11 protein-coding genes are annotated in these 18,707 nt (G+C 37.9%); 7 read left to right on the forward strand and 4 right to left on the reverse strand.

Annotation, left to right across the window (positions count from 1 at the left end):
• The first annotated feature begins 215 nt into the window (after positions 1-215).
• The gene (locus F580_RS26445; RefSeq protein ID WP_019028920.1) at positions 216-374 is read left to right on the forward strand and encodes a hypothetical protein; all 159 of its coding nucleotides are present in this window, start codon (positions 216-218) and stop codon (positions 372-374) included.
• A 266-nt stretch (positions 375-640) separates the two neighbouring features.
• Here F580_RS26445 and F580_RS0116830 read toward each other — a convergent pair whose 3' ends face one another.
• The 4 genes from F580_RS0116830 to F580_RS0116845 form a co-directional block, all read right to left on the reverse strand.
• The gene (locus tag F580_RS0116830; protein WP_169338320.1) at positions 641-1,474 is read right to left on the reverse strand and encodes a redoxin domain-containing protein; all 834 of its coding nucleotides are present in this window, start codon (positions 1,472-1,474) and stop codon (positions 641-643) included.
• A gap of 52 nt (positions 1,475-1,526) precedes the next feature.
• Positions 1,527-3,116: an arylsulfatase gene (locus F580_RS0116835; RefSeq protein ID WP_019028922.1), complete on the reverse strand. Its 1,590-nt coding sequence runs from the start codon at positions 3,114-3,116 to the stop codon at positions 1,527-1,529.
• Positions 3,117-3,185: 69 nt separating this feature from the next.
• Entirely contained in the window at positions 3,186-5,714 is a 2,529-nt protein-coding gene (locus F580_RS0116840) for a glycoside hydrolase family 2 TIM barrel-domain containing protein (protein ID WP_019028923.1), read from the reverse strand.
• 146 nt (positions 5,715-5,860) lie between these two features.
• Complete coding sequence (locus F580_RS0116845) at positions 5,861-8,902, reverse strand: TonB-dependent receptor (protein WP_019028924.1); 3,042 nt, start codon at positions 8,900-8,902, stop codon at positions 5,861-5,863.
• A 549-nt stretch (positions 8,903-9,451) separates the two neighbouring features.
• On the opposite strand from F580_RS0116845, the gene F580_RS0116850 reads away from it, so the two are divergent.
• The 6 genes from F580_RS0116850 to F580_RS0116875 all read left to right on the forward strand — a co-directional run bounded on the left by F580_RS0116850 (position 9,452) and on the right by F580_RS0116875 (position 18,659).
• The gene (locus F580_RS0116850) at positions 9,452-11,278 is read left to right on the forward strand and encodes a sulfatase family protein (RefSeq protein WP_019028925.1); all 1,827 of its coding nucleotides are present in this window, start codon (positions 9,452-9,454) and stop codon (positions 11,276-11,278) included.
• Between the two features lie 250 nt (positions 11,279-11,528).
• Positions 11,529-13,211 carry a right-handed parallel beta-helix repeat-containing protein gene (locus F580_RS0116855; protein WP_019028926.1) on the forward strand — a complete coding sequence of 561 codons (1,683 nt, stop codon included), beginning with the start codon at positions 11,529-11,531 and terminating at the stop codon, positions 13,209-13,211.
• Between the two features lie 98 nt (positions 13,212-13,309).
• Positions 13,310-14,938, forward strand: a complete 1,629-nt coding sequence (locus tag F580_RS24790; RefSeq protein WP_019028927.1) for a sulfatase-like hydrolase/transferase — start codon at positions 13,310-13,312, stop codon at positions 14,936-14,938.
• 10 nt (positions 14,939-14,948) lie between these two features.
• Complete coding sequence (locus tag F580_RS24795) at positions 14,949-16,655, forward strand: sulfatase (protein ID WP_019028928.1); 1,707 nt, start codon at positions 14,949-14,951, stop codon at positions 16,653-16,655.
• A gap of 202 nt (positions 16,656-16,857) precedes the next feature.
• A complete protein-coding gene (locus F580_RS0116870; protein ID WP_019028929.1) occupies positions 16,858-17,484 on the forward strand; it encodes an RNA polymerase sigma factor in 627 nt (208 codons plus the stop codon).
• Entirely contained in the window at positions 17,484-18,659 is a 1,176-nt protein-coding gene (locus F580_RS0116875) for a FecR family protein (protein ID WP_019028930.1), read from the forward strand. Before F580_RS0116870 ends, F580_RS0116875 begins: the two co-directional genes overlap by 1 nt.
• The last annotated feature ends 48 nt before the right edge of the window (positions 18,660-18,707 follow it).

Raw genomic sequence — 18,707 nt, forward strand, 5'->3', positions numbered from 1 at the left:
CGATTATTAAACTTAATGCACCTTTACAATACATTAACTTTTTGCTCACATTTAATTTACGAGGGAGAATATTAAGGTGAACGTTACCACATTAACATGAATATTACTATTTATGTCTTAATTTAAAGGCATAAATAGTATGTATATCCAAGTAATACCAAGTACATTAATTAATTGACCACTTAGCGAGAATTAAAAGGCATAGAGGCAAGGCATTGATTGAAGAGAATGGTTATTCAGGAGAATATGCTCCTGCATTCTCTAACAAGCTGCATCCATGCAGCGACCTTGTCGAAATCAATAACGACGCACGTAAGCCTTTTAAACTCGCCCTTTGGGAGTTTATTAGCAAACTAATAACGGCACAAAATTAAAGAAATATAGAATAACTATGTTTAAGTAACTTTACTTGTTCTAAGCTCGCTAATATAACTCTAAGTTGATCAATATATTAGTGTAATTGGTATAACATGAAGATGCAGAATTCAGCTAGGATGAAATGATAACAGGGTTGCAATAGTATAAATATTAGTCTCTTATTGGACATTATGTATAACCCTATTACGTCATATTAAGTTTTAATGACAATGGTAAGGGCTTATGATTTAACAATGTCCGATAAGGATTTCTCAAGATATTCTTATGTTGATAGTTCCTTTTTCAACACGTCAATAATGGCATTTATCGGGGTTTTATTATACTTACTATCGATAAATAGCACTTTACCCGTCTTACCAATGATAAATAAATTGGGTGCCTTTTCAACACCATATTTTTTACCTATCTTGCCACGTTTATCATGGGTTAACGTCAAATTCAATTCAGCTAACTGTGCTTTTAACTTATTGTATGAACGATGACTTTCTTTATAATTAATTGCTACAACCTCTAATAAGTCGTTGCCCACTTTATTCTGTAGGTTTTGTAAAGTAGATAACTCATTTTTACAGGGCTTACACCATGAAACCCAAAATGAAACAACAACAATTTTTCCTTTAAGCTCATCAATATTAACTTCGTCGCCATTTGTATCCGTACCCAAATAATTAGGTGCGACATCACCAATAGTCAATACAGAATTAGACGTCTTATACGCAGGCGGGTTATTTTTAGGCGTTTTCGCAACAGGTGTATCACTTGCAGGAGATGTATTTAACGCGGCACTTTTTTTAACAGCGGCACTCTTTTGCATCGCAGTAACAAATTCTTCTAAGCTAACTATATTGTCATGATTGCTATCATAACTTCTGAATTTTTTGTTAGTGTTTTTTCTCTGTTTCTCTTCACTGTAACCGGCTTTTGTCATCCAATCTCTAGTCGTGTCGCGAAACTCAATATTATCTAAACCCTGGTCATTATTAGCATCTATCTCATTGAACCGAGCTTGCTCCCACTCTTGGATTACCAAGTCAGCAGCTTGAACATAATGACTTGCCGCTAATAATACTAGGGTGAATGCTAGTAATTTATTCATCTTAATAATCATATGATTATATCTAACCTCTTTTCATTTAAGTCTATTAGAATTAATTAGCCTTCGGCCAATAATCAAAGTTCCAAGCATCAATATCAGCCTGAGTACGAGAGCCTTTCATAAGCTCATCCATTTTTTCAATCATTTTTGGATGTAAATTAGCTATGTTAGTCTGCTCTTCTTTGTCAACAGCTAAGTTATAAAGCTCAATGGGCGGGTTGCTTCGGTTGTTTTTGTTGTATAAACGAACTGCCTTCCAGTGACCTTTATCATCATCTAATCGAATCGCTTGAGCATGCTCACCATTATTATTGTGAAACTCCCAATATAAATGATGATGTTTTTCTTGTTTACCTGTTGCCAGTAAAGTCGGTAATAATGAAATGCCATCGGTATCTGAGGGAGATTTAACTTCAGCTAAATCAGCCAATGTTGGCATAATATCCCAAAAGGCAGAAACATGTGCAGAGCTTGAGTTTTCAGCTATTTTCCCTGGCCACCAAGCTATTGTTGGCATACGTATGCCTCCTTCGTATAAATCTCGTTTGTAACCGCGATTATCACCATTACTATTAAAGAATTCTAAATCGGCACCACCTTCCCAAGAAGGGCCATTATCACTACTAAACATTACTAAGGTATTTTTGTCTAAACCTAATGATTTAAGTTTTGCAAACAGTTTACCAATGCTTGTATCTATGTGCGTAATCATCGCAGCTCTAGTTGCTTTAGGCTTTAACACCGGCAAATATCCACCTGCGGTAGGTGTTTCTTCAAACTGTTTTTTATCGTAAGCCTTAACGTCTTCAGCTGGCGCTTGCAGTGCTGCATGCGGCGCGGCAAAAGACAGGTATAAGAAAAACGGCTTGTTTTTATTCTCTTCTACATACCGAAGTGCTTCATCTGCGATGCGTTGTTGGGCAAAATCTTCACGTTTATAGGGTAAGTAACTTTTCGGATCACTGGCATCCACACCTTCTGGCAATGCTTGATGTACATCTAGATATTCATTGTTTAATGGGAAACGTTGTTCATTTTTCCATAGGTGAGTAGGATAATGGTTGTGTGCTTGTTTTTGATCTAAGTAGCCAAAAAAGTAATCAAAGCCTTGTTTATTTGGCGTTCCATAAGAGCCAGGACCACCTAAGCCCCACTTGCCAATTAATGCGGTTTCATAACCAGCCTTTTGCATTAAAGTGCCAATGGTTTGGGTACCCGGACGAAGTGGCATTTGCCCCCATTCTTCTTCATCTAAGAAACTACCTAGCTCGAAGTTACCTCTAATTTGCACAGTACCTGGTTGTTTACCCGTTACTAATGACGCTCGAGACGGCGCACATACCGTACTACCGGCATAATGTTGGGTTAAACGCATGCCTTGTTGCGCCATTTTATCTAAGCTGGGAGTGTCAATATGTTGTTGACCGAATGCTCCAATGTCGCCATAACCTAGATCATCCGCCAAGATATATATAATATTCGGACGGGTATCTGTGCGAGTAAGCACTGAATTTGTTTGTTTTTCAACGGTAGTCACTTGTTTGTTATTTTCACTACAGCCAGATGTCATCAGTGACATGGTACCAATGGCTATCAAAGCCGCTAATTTATTCTTATTATATTTATTCATAATTTTTCTCATTGATTAATTAAATCCAACGGGTTATTTGGTTCTTTATTCAACTTTAGATTCTATTTTTTATACGTGTTTTTATTCGGCTCTTGATTCGGCTTTTGATTCGATAAGTATTTGCTGTGTCACTAAGCCTTCACCACTAACCGTAACGGTTATCGTACCGGCATGTTCTGTGGTTTGAATTAACGCTAATGCTTTACCCATAAATGCTTTACGTGTAGGTACTTTATGAGGTTCAAGGTCAAGAATATCGCCATTTTCAACACCAATAAGCTTTGCCGGCCCATCAATACTGATATTCAATCGATTATTTGCTTCTGGCACTATATGACCATCTTTATCAATAACATCGAGTGTTAGATGCACTACATCTGTTTGATTAGCATGTACCGTTACCTTATCGGCACCAATGCTGATGGAGTGCGGCGCGTCTGCGCTATAAAGTATTTTGCTGACAATTTCTTTGCCCTTACTTTTCGCCACAACCTTTAATTCACCGGCTTGATAAGGTACTAGCCAAACTAATTGCATATCATCAGCCCCACTTTCAGCAAAGGTCTTTTCCCCTAACGATTTACCATTAAGAAAAAGTTCTGCCGACGTTTGATTGGTATAAACCACGACAGGAATTTCCACACCTTCTTTACCGGGGTGAGTCCAATGGGGATCAAGGTGAACCATAGGTTTACTAGTCCATTGGCTCTGATAGAGATAATATGGTCCTTTAGCAAAGCCCGCTAAATCAATGACACCAAAATTCGCGGTTCTAGCTGGCCAGCCGAAAGATTCTCCTAAATAGTCAAAAGCCGTCCAACGAAATGTTCCTAATAAATACGGTAAATCACGCGCTAATCTAATTTCATCGCGTATTGGCATACGCACAACGGAATTATCAAAGGAAGAACCATAGGCACCGGTAATACCGGGAAATACCTCTTCTTCAGTTAAATCGGGTATGTCATAAACTTTATGTTTAATTTTATGCCATTTTTTCATCGGGTCTTGATTGTTAGCGGTTTCCCACGGCGCGGGAAAGTCCCTTACTCGATAAGCTGTTTTACTACGATAAATACCACGGGTGTGAATAGTGTGCGTTAATTCAGTACCAATAGTAGGTACATCAGGATTTTTCTTATGAAAGGCTTCTATTGCCCCTTTAAACTCACCATGGCCGTTAAAACCAGCAATGGTTAAGTGACCTCCTTCATAACCACGTCCTTGGGTGATAGGTCTGGTATCATCGAGGTTTTTCGCGAAATCCACCATGATTTTTTGCTGTTCAGGGGTGTAATTTGGCACTTCGTTACCAACACTCCACATAATTACACTGGGGTGGTTACGGTCTCGTCGCATAAAGTCAGTTAGATCTTGTTGCCACCACTTATCAAAATAAAGGCCATAGTCATGTTTTGCTTTTGCTTGCCACCAACCGTCAAAAGCTTCATTCATTAACATAAAACCCATTTCATCCGCCATTTGATAAAATTCAGGAGCGAAGGGGTTATGCGTAGTGCGGATGGCGTTTACGCCCATGTCTTTTAACATTTCTAAACGGCGACGTAATACATCATTAGGTACCGCAGCCCCCACTGGCCCGGCGTCATGATGCATACTTACGCCTTGTAAAATGACTGACTTTCCGTTTAAGAGAAAACCTTTATCTGCGGTAAATTCAATAGAACGAAAGCCTGTTGAGGTATATTTGACATCAACAATAGTGTCACCATTTAAAATGGTGCTTTTTAAGCGATACAAGTTAGGCTCATCAGTAGACCACAAACTCGGCTTAACAATAGTTAATGCTTGCTCTACTGGCACAGTTTGCTTGGCCTCAAGGGTAATAGAGCTGCTTGTTCCAGCAACAATTTCACCTGAAGCATCAACTATCTGACTAACAAGCGTTAGCTGCTGCACATTTGAGTCACTATTTTTAATTTCTGTGGTGATTTTTATATCGGCTTGTTTACTGGTGACCTTGTCACTGCGAACAAAAATACCGCTATAAGGAATATGTTGTTTATTTACGGTAGTTAACCAAACATGACGATATATACCAGAGCCGGTATACCAACGACCGCTGGGGGATTTACTATTATCTACTCGAACGGCGATAACGTTATTTTCTTTGTTTAAATAGTCAGTGATATCATAGCTAAAGCTAATATATCCGTAGGGACGTTTGCCTAACGAGTGACCATTCACCCAGACTTCACTGTTCATATAAACGCCATCAAATTCAAGCATGACTTGTTTATTTTGCCAACTTTCATGCCAAGGTAACTGTTTTCTATACCATCCTGTACCCGTTGGTAAAAAGCCTCCAGCAATGCCTGCTGGGTTATTTTTATTATACTGCCCTTCAATACTCCAATCGTGAGGCACATTTAAGGTGCGCCATTGGCTATCAGAAAAGGAAGGGGTTTTCGCTTTTGGTTCATCACCTAAATAAAACTGCCAGTTAAAATCTAAGCTAGTACGTGTTCTTGGGGAATCACCCTGCGTTTGTGCTTGAGTGTACGCTGCAGATAATGACAACAATAATGCCAACGATACTAAAAATGCAATATTGCACAACAGTTGCTTTTTTCGTTTGAGCATAGTCATGGGAAGTTTCCTTGAGATATAACTTACGAGTACTTTTAAGGGGCTCTTAAAAGCTTGGAGAATAGAAAGGTGTAGTAGAGAAAAATACCGCTCTTTGGCTGTTTTGAAGATAAGACAAAGAGCGGGTAATGCTTAGTGGTTAATGGCTAGAAATTAACGCGAATACCGGCGTAATAAGTAACGCCACGAGCCGTTTCTTGTGCAGTAAAAGATGGGTCAGCAAAGCCTATTTTGTCACCTGATAAGAAACTTTTTGTTTGCACTTCATTGGTTAAGTTAGCCGCTTGAGCATTAAACACGATCTGTTTAGAAGCTCGATACCTAATGCTGAAACTGAGGTTTTTATTCGGTAATTGGGTAAAATGATCACCTCCATCTCTGGTATTGTGGGCGGACTGTTGATTTAAATTCAGTCTTGCAGAAAAATCATTACCTTTATCGTAAGTTAACGCGACATTATAGGTACTATCTAACCAACCATGCGGTGATGAATAAATTTCTGTTGGCACGTTCAGCGCGTTATCCCCCGGATTACGCTGGTTATAATCTTGAGTAGCGTCATTGAAAATTTTCATGTAGTTACCTGACACAGAAAAGCCATCTAAGTAGTCAGTTATATCAGACAAGTCTTGTCTAAATGAAGTTTCCCAACCGTTAATAGAACCGCCTTTTGCTTTAACATCGGTGGTTACCGGCATGGTAATTTGATTTCCAGCGTCATCAAATGACCCTTCGATTGGAATATACTCAGCACCTTGCTCATAAATACCATCTAGATCTTTATAAAAGCTCGCGATAGAATAATAATTGTTACTGTTATTGCTCGGATAGTATTCAAATGAGATATCAAATTGTGTAGAAGTAATTGGCATTAAATACGGATTACCTGCATCGCCCAATGTTTTACCTGGCTGACCATTAGCCGGATCAAATCCGTCAACATTACTCTTTAACTCTAAAGCATTATTAATATCCCCTAAGCTCGGGCGAATCATGGCTTTACCAATACCTACTCGAATAACAAATTCATCAGAGGGTCTGAAGTTTACATTTAACGTTGGTAAAAAATCTGAGTAATCATTGGTGTTTGTTACATAACCTGGGTCACCAAGGATATTTATTACATAATTATCTGTTGGTGTTTCCTCTCCAGTATCAACATCAACATCAACTACTTGTGTTACAGAAAAATTACTCTGCCAACTGGTTGCCTCTAATTTAGTTTCATAATAGCGAACACCAAAAACGCCGTCGTACCAATCACCCGCAAAACTAGCTTGTATGTAGGCAGCGTTAGTTATTTCTCTTAACTCATAGCTGGCAAATTTATCTAAATCGTTACGTGGTTCACGATCGTTAAAAAACTCAGGCATTAAATTGATGATATCACCGGCATCGATATAGAAAACATCATCAAAACCTTTAAGGTTGGTCAGTTGTTGAAAAGGTTTATTCGATACGATTTTAGCTATCTCATTCATATCAAGATGACCAAAGGTAGCATCAAAACTCCCTGCTTCTTTAGCATCCATTTCATCCCGATCGTATTTCAAAGAATCGTCAATAAAATCTTTGGTGTTTTCAGAATGTCTCATACCAAACTTAAGTTTGTGTACCAAGCCGTAGTCAACATCAAGGGTGAAGTCTAGTTTGATTGCTGACACCGCGCTTTCCATAAAACTTTGGTTATTAGAGAGCGTATTGAACGTGTATGTGCTGGTATCAGCAACCGCGGCAGTTGATAGTTTACTGCGGTCTAATTCACCCGTTGCTTCGTTATAAGCTGTACCCGTGCCATCGTATACAGTGCCTGAGTCAGCACCTAGGTATTCTAGGCCGTAGCCGTCTAACCTATCAGAAAAGGCATAATAATGATCGACATCTTGACCATACTTGCCTGATGCGGTACGCCAGCTATAAAAGCGCGAGGCACTAGAATGTGAAATATCAAGTTCCGCAACCAGATTGTCAGAAACAAAGTACTCAAAATTAACACCAAAAACTTCAGTTTGGTCTTCGTTTAAAACACTGGCATCCCACTTTGAAAATCCGCCGCCATCATATGTATTTCTCTTGTCATTAAATGAGGGTGCTTTTCTTACTAAACCACTCATCAAATAGTTGTTATCCGCGCCAATATCAATTGCATCAGGTGCGACTAAAATGTCACCGCCAGATATAGCCTCAGAGCCGTCAGGTTTCAATAATCTGTCTACCCCCCAAAATACTGGGTTTGATAAAGTTAAACCCTGTTGTTGGTAATCATATGAAGAGTGTAGGTAGTCACCACTGATTAACAAATCATCTGAGAGCTGCCACTGTGCCGAGACAAATACTGAATCTTGCTGAATATCCATGAGCTTAGAGTTTAATACGGCTCCTGAACTCGCATAATTGGTAACACCGTCGCCATTAAAATCACTGGTAACGACTTTGCTACCCAATTTAAACCCTTCAAGATAACGCATGTCGTCTCGAGTACTTCCGCCGACTGAAAAGGCGAAATCATCACCGATATGCTGGCTAAACATGGCATCAAACGTTGTACCAAGATGATTAGTATCGGGAATATCCATATACATACTGTTGCCGTTAATAGTGGCTGAAACCATACGTATATTTCGGTCAACTTCTAGTGGTTTAAAGGTTTCCATATTGATATGGCCCGAAATACCACCTTCTAGACCATCAGCTCTTGCAGTTTTATACACCTGCGCTCTTCGAATACTGGCTGAAGGAAACAAACTTAAATTAATTGAACGAGAACCGAACGAACTAACAATTTCACGATTATTTAATGTGGTTAAAGTATAAGCACCGCCCATACCACGAACAGAAATGGTATTACTACGACCATTATCTTGGTTACCCGTTACAGCAGATAATCGCTCTAACGATTCAGCAATACTTAGATCGGGTAATGCACCAACATCTTCTGCAGAAAGGTTATCAGAGATAGTGTCAGAGAATTTTTTCATATTGATAGCGGCCACTTCACTTGCACGCATACCACCGACGGTTATAACTTCAATATCTGATAGTTTCTTTTGTTCTTTTTTTGCTGCGGCTTTTTCTTTGGCTGATTGTACTTCGACTTCAGCTCCCGTAGCCTCTGCTGCAAAAGCATAAGTTGGTAATTGCACGGCTATAGCAGCCAGTAATGCTAAACTTAATTTGGACTTTTTCATTATTTCCCCACCTTGAATGTCTCAAGTTATCGTTAATTCGTTTTTATTGTCTATTTATTATTTATCTTATTAACTCTATCTATGCCGTGCATTCTGATTGATGCCTCACATAAAATGCATTCGCTTACTATGTAGGGATAACGTTACCACAATATGTTTTTACCGACAACTACAAATATATAATAATGTATTAATCCTATGAGAAAATGTAATCCACATTGCCCGCAACTTAATAACAAAAAATAAAATCCCATAAATAACAGCGACATATACACTTATATCTTATATCTATTTATCATTAAATATATATATAACTAAAGATACGTAGGGAAAACGATTTCATTTACCTTGTACAACTAAGCCTGTACATGGTAAAAATGAATTCTTTAAAATTATAAAGATTATTTTTTGGCTATGCCAAAAATTTACCATAGCGAGAGAGTATCAATGAGAAAATTCATATCAGTTATAAGACTCAAGGTGGTATTTTTAATAGTACTGAGTTTTAGCATAGTAAGTTACTGTAATGCTGAATCTTCTAGCAGTAAAATGCCTGCAAAACTTGAAAAGAAACCCAATATTGTTTGGTTGATCACTGAAGATAATTCAAAACATTACTTGAAGTTATATGATGAAAATGGCGCCAAGATGCCCACTATTGAAAAGTTGGCTAAAAATGGCTTAGTGTTTGACAATGCCTTTTCAAATACTCCGGTATGTTCTACCGCAAGAACAACCTTAGCAACGGGTTTGTACGGTACAAGTATCGGCACGATGAACCACCGTAGTTACCACAAAGTGACACTGCCTGATAACGTAAAGCCGTTTAGTCAATTGTTAAAACAAGCGGGCTACTACACCACGAATAACGTAAAAACAGATTATAATTTTGCCCCCATTCCTGAGGTTTGGAGTGAATCATCGAAGAAAGCAAACTGGAGAAATAGACAAGAAGGCCAGCCATTCTTTCATATGCAAACGTTTGCCATTACCCATGAAGGTAAATTGCATTTCAAAAAAGGGCAAATACAAAACGTTGTAACTAAACATGATCCTAAAAAAGTTAAATTGGCCCCTATATACCCGGATACGCCAACCTTTAGATATACCCATGCACGCACATTAGATAACCATCAAAAAGCTGACAGTCAGATGGCTAATGTTATCAAGCAGCTTGAACAGGATGGCGAATTAGAAAATACCTTTATATTCTATTTTGGTGACCATGGTGGTGTTTTACCTGGCAGTAAAGGTTATCTTTTTGAGCACGGACTCAGTGTGCCTTTAGTTATCCGAGTGCCAGAAAACTTCAAACATTTAGTAGGAGATGGACTTAAAACAGCTAATACGCGAGTTTCAGGACTGGTAAGTTTTATTGATTTTGCCCCAACTGTACTAGAACTTGCCGGGGTGGCTAGCCCAAAGGAATACCACGGCAAATCTTTCTTATCAGCTAACACAAGCTTAGAAAAACTTAATAAGCGGGATGAAGTTTACGCGCAAGCCGATCGCTTTGACGAGAAGTCAGATTTAGTGCGTAGTTTAAGAAAAGGAAATTTTAAATACATCCGTAACTACCAACCTTATTACCCTGACGGTTTAGAGAATTTCTACCGATATAAGCAAGCAGCATTTCAAGAATGGCGCAATTTATTTCTCCAAGGTAAGTTAACACCACAGCAAGCCGCTTTTTTCGAACCAAAATCAGCTGAGGGTTTATATGATTTAGCCAATGACCCTTGGGAAATGACTAATTTAGCAAATAATCCTGCATTTCATGAAAAGTTACTGCAACTTAGAAAGTTAGTACAGCAGCATCAAGCTCAAATCCCTGATCTTGGTTTTATCGCTGAATCAAAGTTAGTGCAAACCTCAACCGATAAAAGTTTTTATGAATTAGGTTATCAACAACAAGACCGTATTCAAGCGTTAATACAAGTTGCAGATCTACAGTTGCAGCCGTTTAGTAAAGTGAAAAATCAACTAAGCCTTGCACTAGACAATAAAGATGACGATATGGTTTATCGCGCATTAATTGTAGCGACTAGTTTTGATCAACAAGCACTAAAGTTTGCCCCACAAATTAAAGCGTTATTAGACCATTCTAAAAGTATTCAGGTTCAATCTCGTGCGCTTGAGTTTTTAACCATGGTCGATGGTTTTGATCCCAGCAAAACATTTACCCGTTTGTATCAAAGCGCTCAACATGACCTAGAAAGAGTAGAACTACTTAATATTGCAACGTTATTAAAAGAGCAAAGAGGTTTTATCTTTAATCAACCGAGTGATGCAACGACACCACTAACAGAAAACGACAAGTTGGCCAAAATGGTAAAAGTTTGGCTTAAAAATCGTTGGGGATTTATTAGCAAATAACTTTGTTTAACAATAAATTCAAAAACACTATGAGGGATACCAGTTCCATTAATTAGATGATCTATTTTATACGTAGAAAAAATTACAAAATACAAGGCATTTACTTTTATAACTAGTTGTTCTAATTATCAAATAAATAACGAAGTAGTTTGTGGTTTTAGCAAGTAGAAATGATCACATAGTTAGTGGGACTGGTATGATATAACGCTCGTAAAATAAACTTAGCAAATTATTAAAAAGTCGGGAAATAATGAAACGTTTACTTAGTATTTTTTTATTATCAGTTTTTTCAATCCCTATATTGGCACAAAGCTATTATATAAACCCTCAATTAGGCAAAGACAGCAATGATGGTAAAAGCCCTGATGCTGCCTATAAGTCGTTAAACCAAGTACAAAAAATACATCTCGAACCTGGAGATAAGTTACTGTTAGCCGCAGGAGTTAGCCACTGGGGAGAGCTTAAATTACACAACATTGCTGGTACAGAAAAAAAACCAATTATTGTCAGTTCCTACCAAGCCGGTGAGAATGCAAGTAAGAAGGCCAATGATAAAGTCACGTCTTCTCATGCAACAATCAATGCCAGAGGATTTTACCATGGCATTAGCATTATCAATTCAAAGCACCTACAGGTAAGCAATTTTAATGTCACCGCGCCTGAAGGATTTATTTACGATTGGGTAAAAAAACAAAGAAACAAAAAAAACAAAGCAATGCGCATTGGCGTTAAGTTAGAGGCCAGTAAAAAGGGAACTTTTTCTGGGATAAAATTAGATAATATTATTGTTAATAATGTCTATTTTAACAAAGTAGGCTTAACACGCTCTATAAAAGAAACTCATACTGCAAATGGTACCGAAAGTTACAGTTTTGGCATTCGAGCCTTTGCAAAAAAAGGCGGTAAATTTGATAATTTGGTTATCCAAAACTCGAGAATTTCTAATGTTTCTCATACCGGTATAAAACTTAACGGTAAAAAAGGCAGCTTTACTAATGCCACCTTAAGTAACAATAAAGTCTTTGATATTGGCGGCCCTGGCATGCAAATGAGCGGCGCCTTAAATGTCCATGTGGTTGGCAATATCATCAAAAATCCAGGTAGCACTAAAGACAGCCGCAATTGGGGCCGTGGTAGTGGTATGTGGACATGGGGCAGCTCTCATGTGCTGGTAGAATACAATAAATTTCTAAACGCTAATGGCCCTGCTGATTCGGCCGGTTTCCATATCGATTTCAACTGCGACAATATAATAATCCAATACAATATCAGCGCAAACAATGCCGGTGGTTTTATTGAAATTTTAGGTAACAACTATAACAATGCTTATCGTTACAATGTCAGTATCAATGATGGCTACCGTATTAAGAAAAAAGGCGTCGCCGCTCAAGAAGGCAAAACTTTCTGGTTTAGTGGCTTTGTTGGTAAAGGTAAAAAACGTCATGGTCCTTATAATAGTTATATCTATAACAATACTATCTATGTCAAAAAAGACATCCTCAGCAAAATAGCCGTCACTAGAGTGTCAAAGGGCGCATTAATTGCAAATAATATCTTCCATATCGTCGGTGATAGTAAGGCTGTTAAAGGTGACCAATATAGTCCCGAAACAAATGGCATCAGTCATATCTCAGATGTTCATTTCACCAACAACATATTCTTAAAAGCAAGCAACTGGCCTGAGTCTATTTTAATTCAAGATAGTGCACCCATTTTTGGCGACGTTCAGTTTGCTAACGCCGGCGGAGACAAGTTAACCGATTATATTCCGTCAAATAAAACACTTGTTGAAAACAAAGGCATTGAGATACCGCTAATAGTTAATGATAGGAAAGGTTTATTTAAAGGTCTTAAAGTCAAACATGACATTTTAGGCAACCCTATTATTGGTAGACCTGATATGGGCGCTATTGAAATTAGCAAAGCACTATAAGTAAGCTGAACTCGGTTTAAGATCTAACTTAATCACTTAAAATATAGTTATAAAAACAAAGAGCTCTGGTTAAATAGAAATTAGGATTTATAAAGGTTATGAGTAAAAAGTTATTAGTAAGCCTTAGTTTAATCATGTTGGCCAGCCTACAGGCAACTGCCAACGACAGTGACTTAGTCAAGCATTCAGAGAAGCCGCAGAATGTTCTACTTATCATGGTTGATGATTTAAATGATTATCAAGGTGTTTTTGGTGGTCATCCACAAGTTAAAACCCCTAATATAGATAAGTTAGCCAGCCAAAGCATTCGCTTTACTAATATGCAAACCAATACCCCTGTTTGTCAGCCATCGCGTAATAGTTTATTTACCGGGGTTTACCCACATGACTCAGCTGATTTTGGTTGGACAGCTAAATATAAACAACCGGTGTTAAAACACAACAAAACCATAATGGAACTATTCAATGAAAATGGTTATTTCACCTTAGGTACTGGCAAGTTAATGCACGGCAACAAGACACCTGAATGGCAAGAATGGGGTAACGAGGTAAGGCATAATTATGGCCCGACCCTATTCGATGGTAAAAAGTTAACCGCAACTAAAAATGTTCCTGCCCCTTTTAGAGATATAGGTGCTATTGACGGCTCCTTTGGCCGACTTTCAGAAGGTGGTGTTTCTGTTGGTAAAAAAGGTGAAGCGGGTTGGGTTATGGGCTGGACAAAAGCCCCCTTTCGTTACCTTAATGAAAATGATCGTGATTTACTGCCCGATGAGGCACATGCTAAATGGGCCAGTGAAAAATTTGCCGAGCTAGCGAATAAAAAGGCCAAACAACCATTTTTTATGGGCGTTGGTTTTGTTAGACCCCATACGCCACTTTACGCCCCAGATCGCTTCTTTGACATGTACCCACTTGAATCAATCACCCTAGCACCTTGGATGAAAAACGATGTCGATGACACCCATTTCAATGAAAACTTTCCAGAAAATGGTAAAGGATTAAAATATTATCGTACATTAGTTGCCTCATATGATGGTGACCGAGAAAAAGCGATGAAAGTATTTTTGCAAGCCTATCTAGCGTGTATCACGTTTATGGACGAACAAGTGGGTAAAGTAATTGATGCTTTAGCGTCTCATCCGTCATTAAATAACAATACCATGATTGTTTTCACCAGTGATCATGGTTGGCAAATGGGTGAGAAAAACTATCTATTTAAAAACTCTCCTTGGGAAGAGAGTGCTCGTATTCCTTTGCTTATCAGACCGGCTATTGGACCAGTTATTAGCTCTGCTAATGACAAAGTCACCAATACAACGGTTGAGCATCCGGTATCACTGATTGATATATTCCCTACGCTTGTTGATTACGCTAACTTAAAGGGTGATCACCGTAAAAATAAAAAAGGCGGGAAATTAGGTGGTTTTAGTTTACGGCCATTTATTGAAGATCCAACAACACAAAATTGGCCAGGGCCAAATGGTGCACTCACTGTGGTTGGTAATTACGCCAACAGTGGTAAAGAAAAACATGTCGCTAAGCAAAATTACTCATATCGAACCAAACAATGGCGATACATTCACTACTCCAATGGTGCGCAAGAATTATATAATCATGATGACGACCCACATGAGTGGAATAATATTGCAGCACACAAACAAAACCAGCTAATCGTTAAACAATTGAAAAACGAAATCAGTGCCATTATTGGACAAGATTTATAAAAGGGAAAACATGAAGTCATTAGTCAGTCTGGCAGTATTATTGCTACTGTTTGTTAGTCAAAATACTGTGCACGCAAGTTCAGCAACAAAAGAACAACCCAATGTGCTTTTCATCATAGTTGACGATCTTAACGACTACTTGGGGACATTTGGTGGTCATCCACAAAGTAAAACCCCCAATATAGACCAACTGGCTGCTCAGTCGGTGCAATTTACCAATGCACAAACCAATGCACCTGTGTGCCAATCATCACGTAATAGCTTGTTTACCGGTGTCTATCCTCATGTATCTAAAGACTTTGGTTGGACACCTCTCACTAAACAACATGTATTGAAGCACAATAAAACCTTTTTACAGCTGTTTCGTGAAAATGGTTATCAAATGTATGGCACAGGAAAATTACTGCATAAAAACCAAAAGAAACTTTGGCATGAATGGGGCGTACCTGAACGAATCAATTACGGTCCTCATGCTTTTAATGGTAACAAAATTGTTGGTCACCCCTCTGTTCCTGAGCCTTTTAGAAGTATCAATATTGTTGATGGCTCATTCGCGCCATTATCCGATGTGCCTAAATTTGCTAATTTCGATAAAAAATCAGCTCCTAAGGCGACAGATAAATTCAAACATGCTCCAGGCTGGGGTTATCCTTTTGCTACTTTTAATTATGTAAATGAAGATAACCGCGACCGATTACCCGATGAGCAACATGCTATTTGGGCAAGTAATAAATTAAAGGCACTAGCCAAAAGTAACAGTAAACAACCCTTCTTTATGGGTATTGGTTTTGTTCGTCCTCATACACCTTTATATGCACCTAAACGCTTCTTCGACATGTTTCCATTAGAAACAATACAACTACCTACCATCAAAGCGAATGATATCAACGACACACCTTTTAAAGATAATTACCCGATGACGCAAATGGGCTTGTCTTACTTTAAGGCGTTACAAGACTCCTATAAAGATGACGATGAAGGTTTGAAAAAAGTGATTCAAGCCTACCTTGCCTGTATCGCTTTTATGGATGAACAAGTCGGTGTTGTTTTAGATACCTTAAATAATTCAAGCTTAAAAGATAATACCATTGTGGTATTTACTAGCGATCATGGTTGGCAATTTGGCGAGAAAGATTACCTTTATAAAAACTCGCCTTGGGAAGAAAGTGCAAAAATCCCAATGTTGTTCAAAGTACCGGGTAAAAGTACCGTTGGTTTAAAAGTTCAGCAACCGGTATCGCTAATTGACCTCTACCCTACTTTCATCGAGCTCGCTAATTTACAAGGTACAAATATTAAATCAAAAGGGGCAGCTGCTTTAGGAGGTCACTCAATAGTGCCCTTACTTACAGCTAAGTTGGCATCAAAGCTAAGCACTAACACCGTTGAACAATGGCAAGGTCCAAAAGGTGCGTTAACTGTTATGGGTGTAGGTATAGACAAACCTATTGAAGGGCTAGCGGTTGGTACTAACAAACACGCTTTGTGGCATATAAAAGTGATTAAAGATTTGCCTGATGAATATATCTGGCAACAAACCTATTCTTACCGCACCCAAGACTGGCGTTATATCAGATACAAAGATGGCCAAGAAGAATTATATGACCACCGAAATGATCCCTATGAATGGCATAATTTAGCGTTATATGAGAAATATCAAAATGTGAAAACTGATTTGCTTGAGCAAATATCACAAATTATAAATGGATCTGAATAACTAAGCCAAAGACTGTATATACAAGTAAATTAGTCCTGAGATTGTGAAAAACGAAGTAATTAAAATAAAAATATTTATTGAATGTTGTACATATTTGTTAGTAATACGTCCTATGACTAACACTAATAAATTTTCGAGGAATTGTGCTCTTTACATGTGAATAATATAATTATCACTTGCTAAGGGTAATAAACCATTTATCATGATCGAAATGAATAGTGAGGTTATCTTGAAAAAAGAGAATAATAATAATAATAGTTCCATACTAGATACTTTTAGACATCATGAAGGCGCTTTAAAAAAATACATCTCGAGATTTTTATTACCCTCACATGAAATTGAGGATATTTGCCAAGAAACGTTTTTACGTTCATTTGAGTCAAATATTAAAAATGAAATTGAGCGACCAAAGTCTTTTATGTATAGAGTTGCAAAAAACCTTATAATGTCTAAATATCGACGTTCAAGTTATAAGCTTACCGATTATATTGATGATGTAACTGAAGAAGCAATCCCGATTAATACCGCCGACATTGAGAGTGACATTGATGCTCAAAGAAAATTAGGCATTTTTTGTGAGTCTATTGCATCGCTGCCAGAGCAAAGTCGAAAGGTATTGATGCTGAGAAAGGTTTATGGTTATTCAATCAAGGAAATATCGAGCCGTTTAAATATGCCAACAAGTACAATTAATTATAATATCGCCAAAGCAATGATCTGTTGTGATAATGCTATTGAGCGTTACGAAGAAAATGGTCTAGCCAATGAGGAAGTTGAGGTGAGTGATAACTCAACTTGGTCTCAAAAGTTAAAAGGAAACATTAAATAATGAGTAATGTTAAAGGATTCACCAATACTCAAAAGATTAAAGAAGAAGCCGCTAATTGGTTACTTAAAATTGATGATAAGGCCCGCCTTTCTACTGATGAAACAAATGAATTGAGAGCATGGATAGCAACGAGCGATATTCACCGTGCTGTTATGATCCGTATGTCGAAAACCTGGGAGAATATGGATGTATTGGCTGCGCTGAGAGTAGCTCCGGAGAGAAGTTCCCTATTTTCACTAGACAAGCTCAAAACAATGTTAGGCATCAACATGTTAACTTCATTGTTCAAAAACAATGAAAAGCCATCTGGCTCTTCATTATTTTTCAAGTTAACCACTGTATCAGCATGTTTATTAGTTGGCCTAATATTCATAAACTCAATGATTAACAACCCAATGGAGTCTGATTCTCAATATTATGCTACCAATATTGGTGAGTATAAAAAACAGATATTAGCAGACGGTTCAACACTTTGGTTAAACTCTAACTCTAAAGTAAGAGTCGATTATAGTGAAAACTTTCGACGTATTGCGTTGATTACTGGTGAAGCACATTTTGAAGTACAAAAGGATGCTACCAGACCCTTTGAAGTATATGCCATGAATAGACTAGTTCGTGCATTAGGTACCGCATTTTCAGTGCATAAATTAAAGGGGAGAGTTGAAGTATTAGTATCAGAAGGCACAGTAGAATTAGCAATAGTTGATGATGTTTTACTGCTTAAACCGAATGATTTATTACCCTCGACAAATATTCAACTGAAGCAGAAAGAACAGACAATTACTCGGTTCAATGAGCCAGTGAAAGTATCTAAATATTTAGGGAAATTATCCGCAGGACAAAGCATGTCGATCTCTGCGATATCTACAGCTGAGGATAATCATATTGTGCATCTTGATAAAAGTGAATTAGGTCGCAAGTTATCTTGGTTGAATGGTCAATTGGTTTTTGCCGGTGAAACCTTAGAAGAAGTCGTTACCGAAATAAGTAGGCATACCGAAATTAAAATAGATATACCGGATCCTGAATTGAGAAAATTACGCATTGGTGGACATTTTGACACAGGAGAAACTGATAAGTTATTTTATCTGCTTGATTCAGGTTTTGGTATTGTAGTAAATAAAATTGATGAGAATCATGTTGAACTATTGAAAGAAGAAACCAGTAGTAACTAAATGTAAAAAGTCACATATACCCGTTACCATTCAAAGTGCTCGATTTCA

The sequence above is a fragment of the Colwellia piezophila ATCC BAA-637 genome (genome assembly GCF_000378625.1).
Classification (GTDB): Bacteria; Pseudomonadota; Gammaproteobacteria; order Enterobacterales; family Alteromonadaceae; genus Colwellia; species Colwellia piezophila.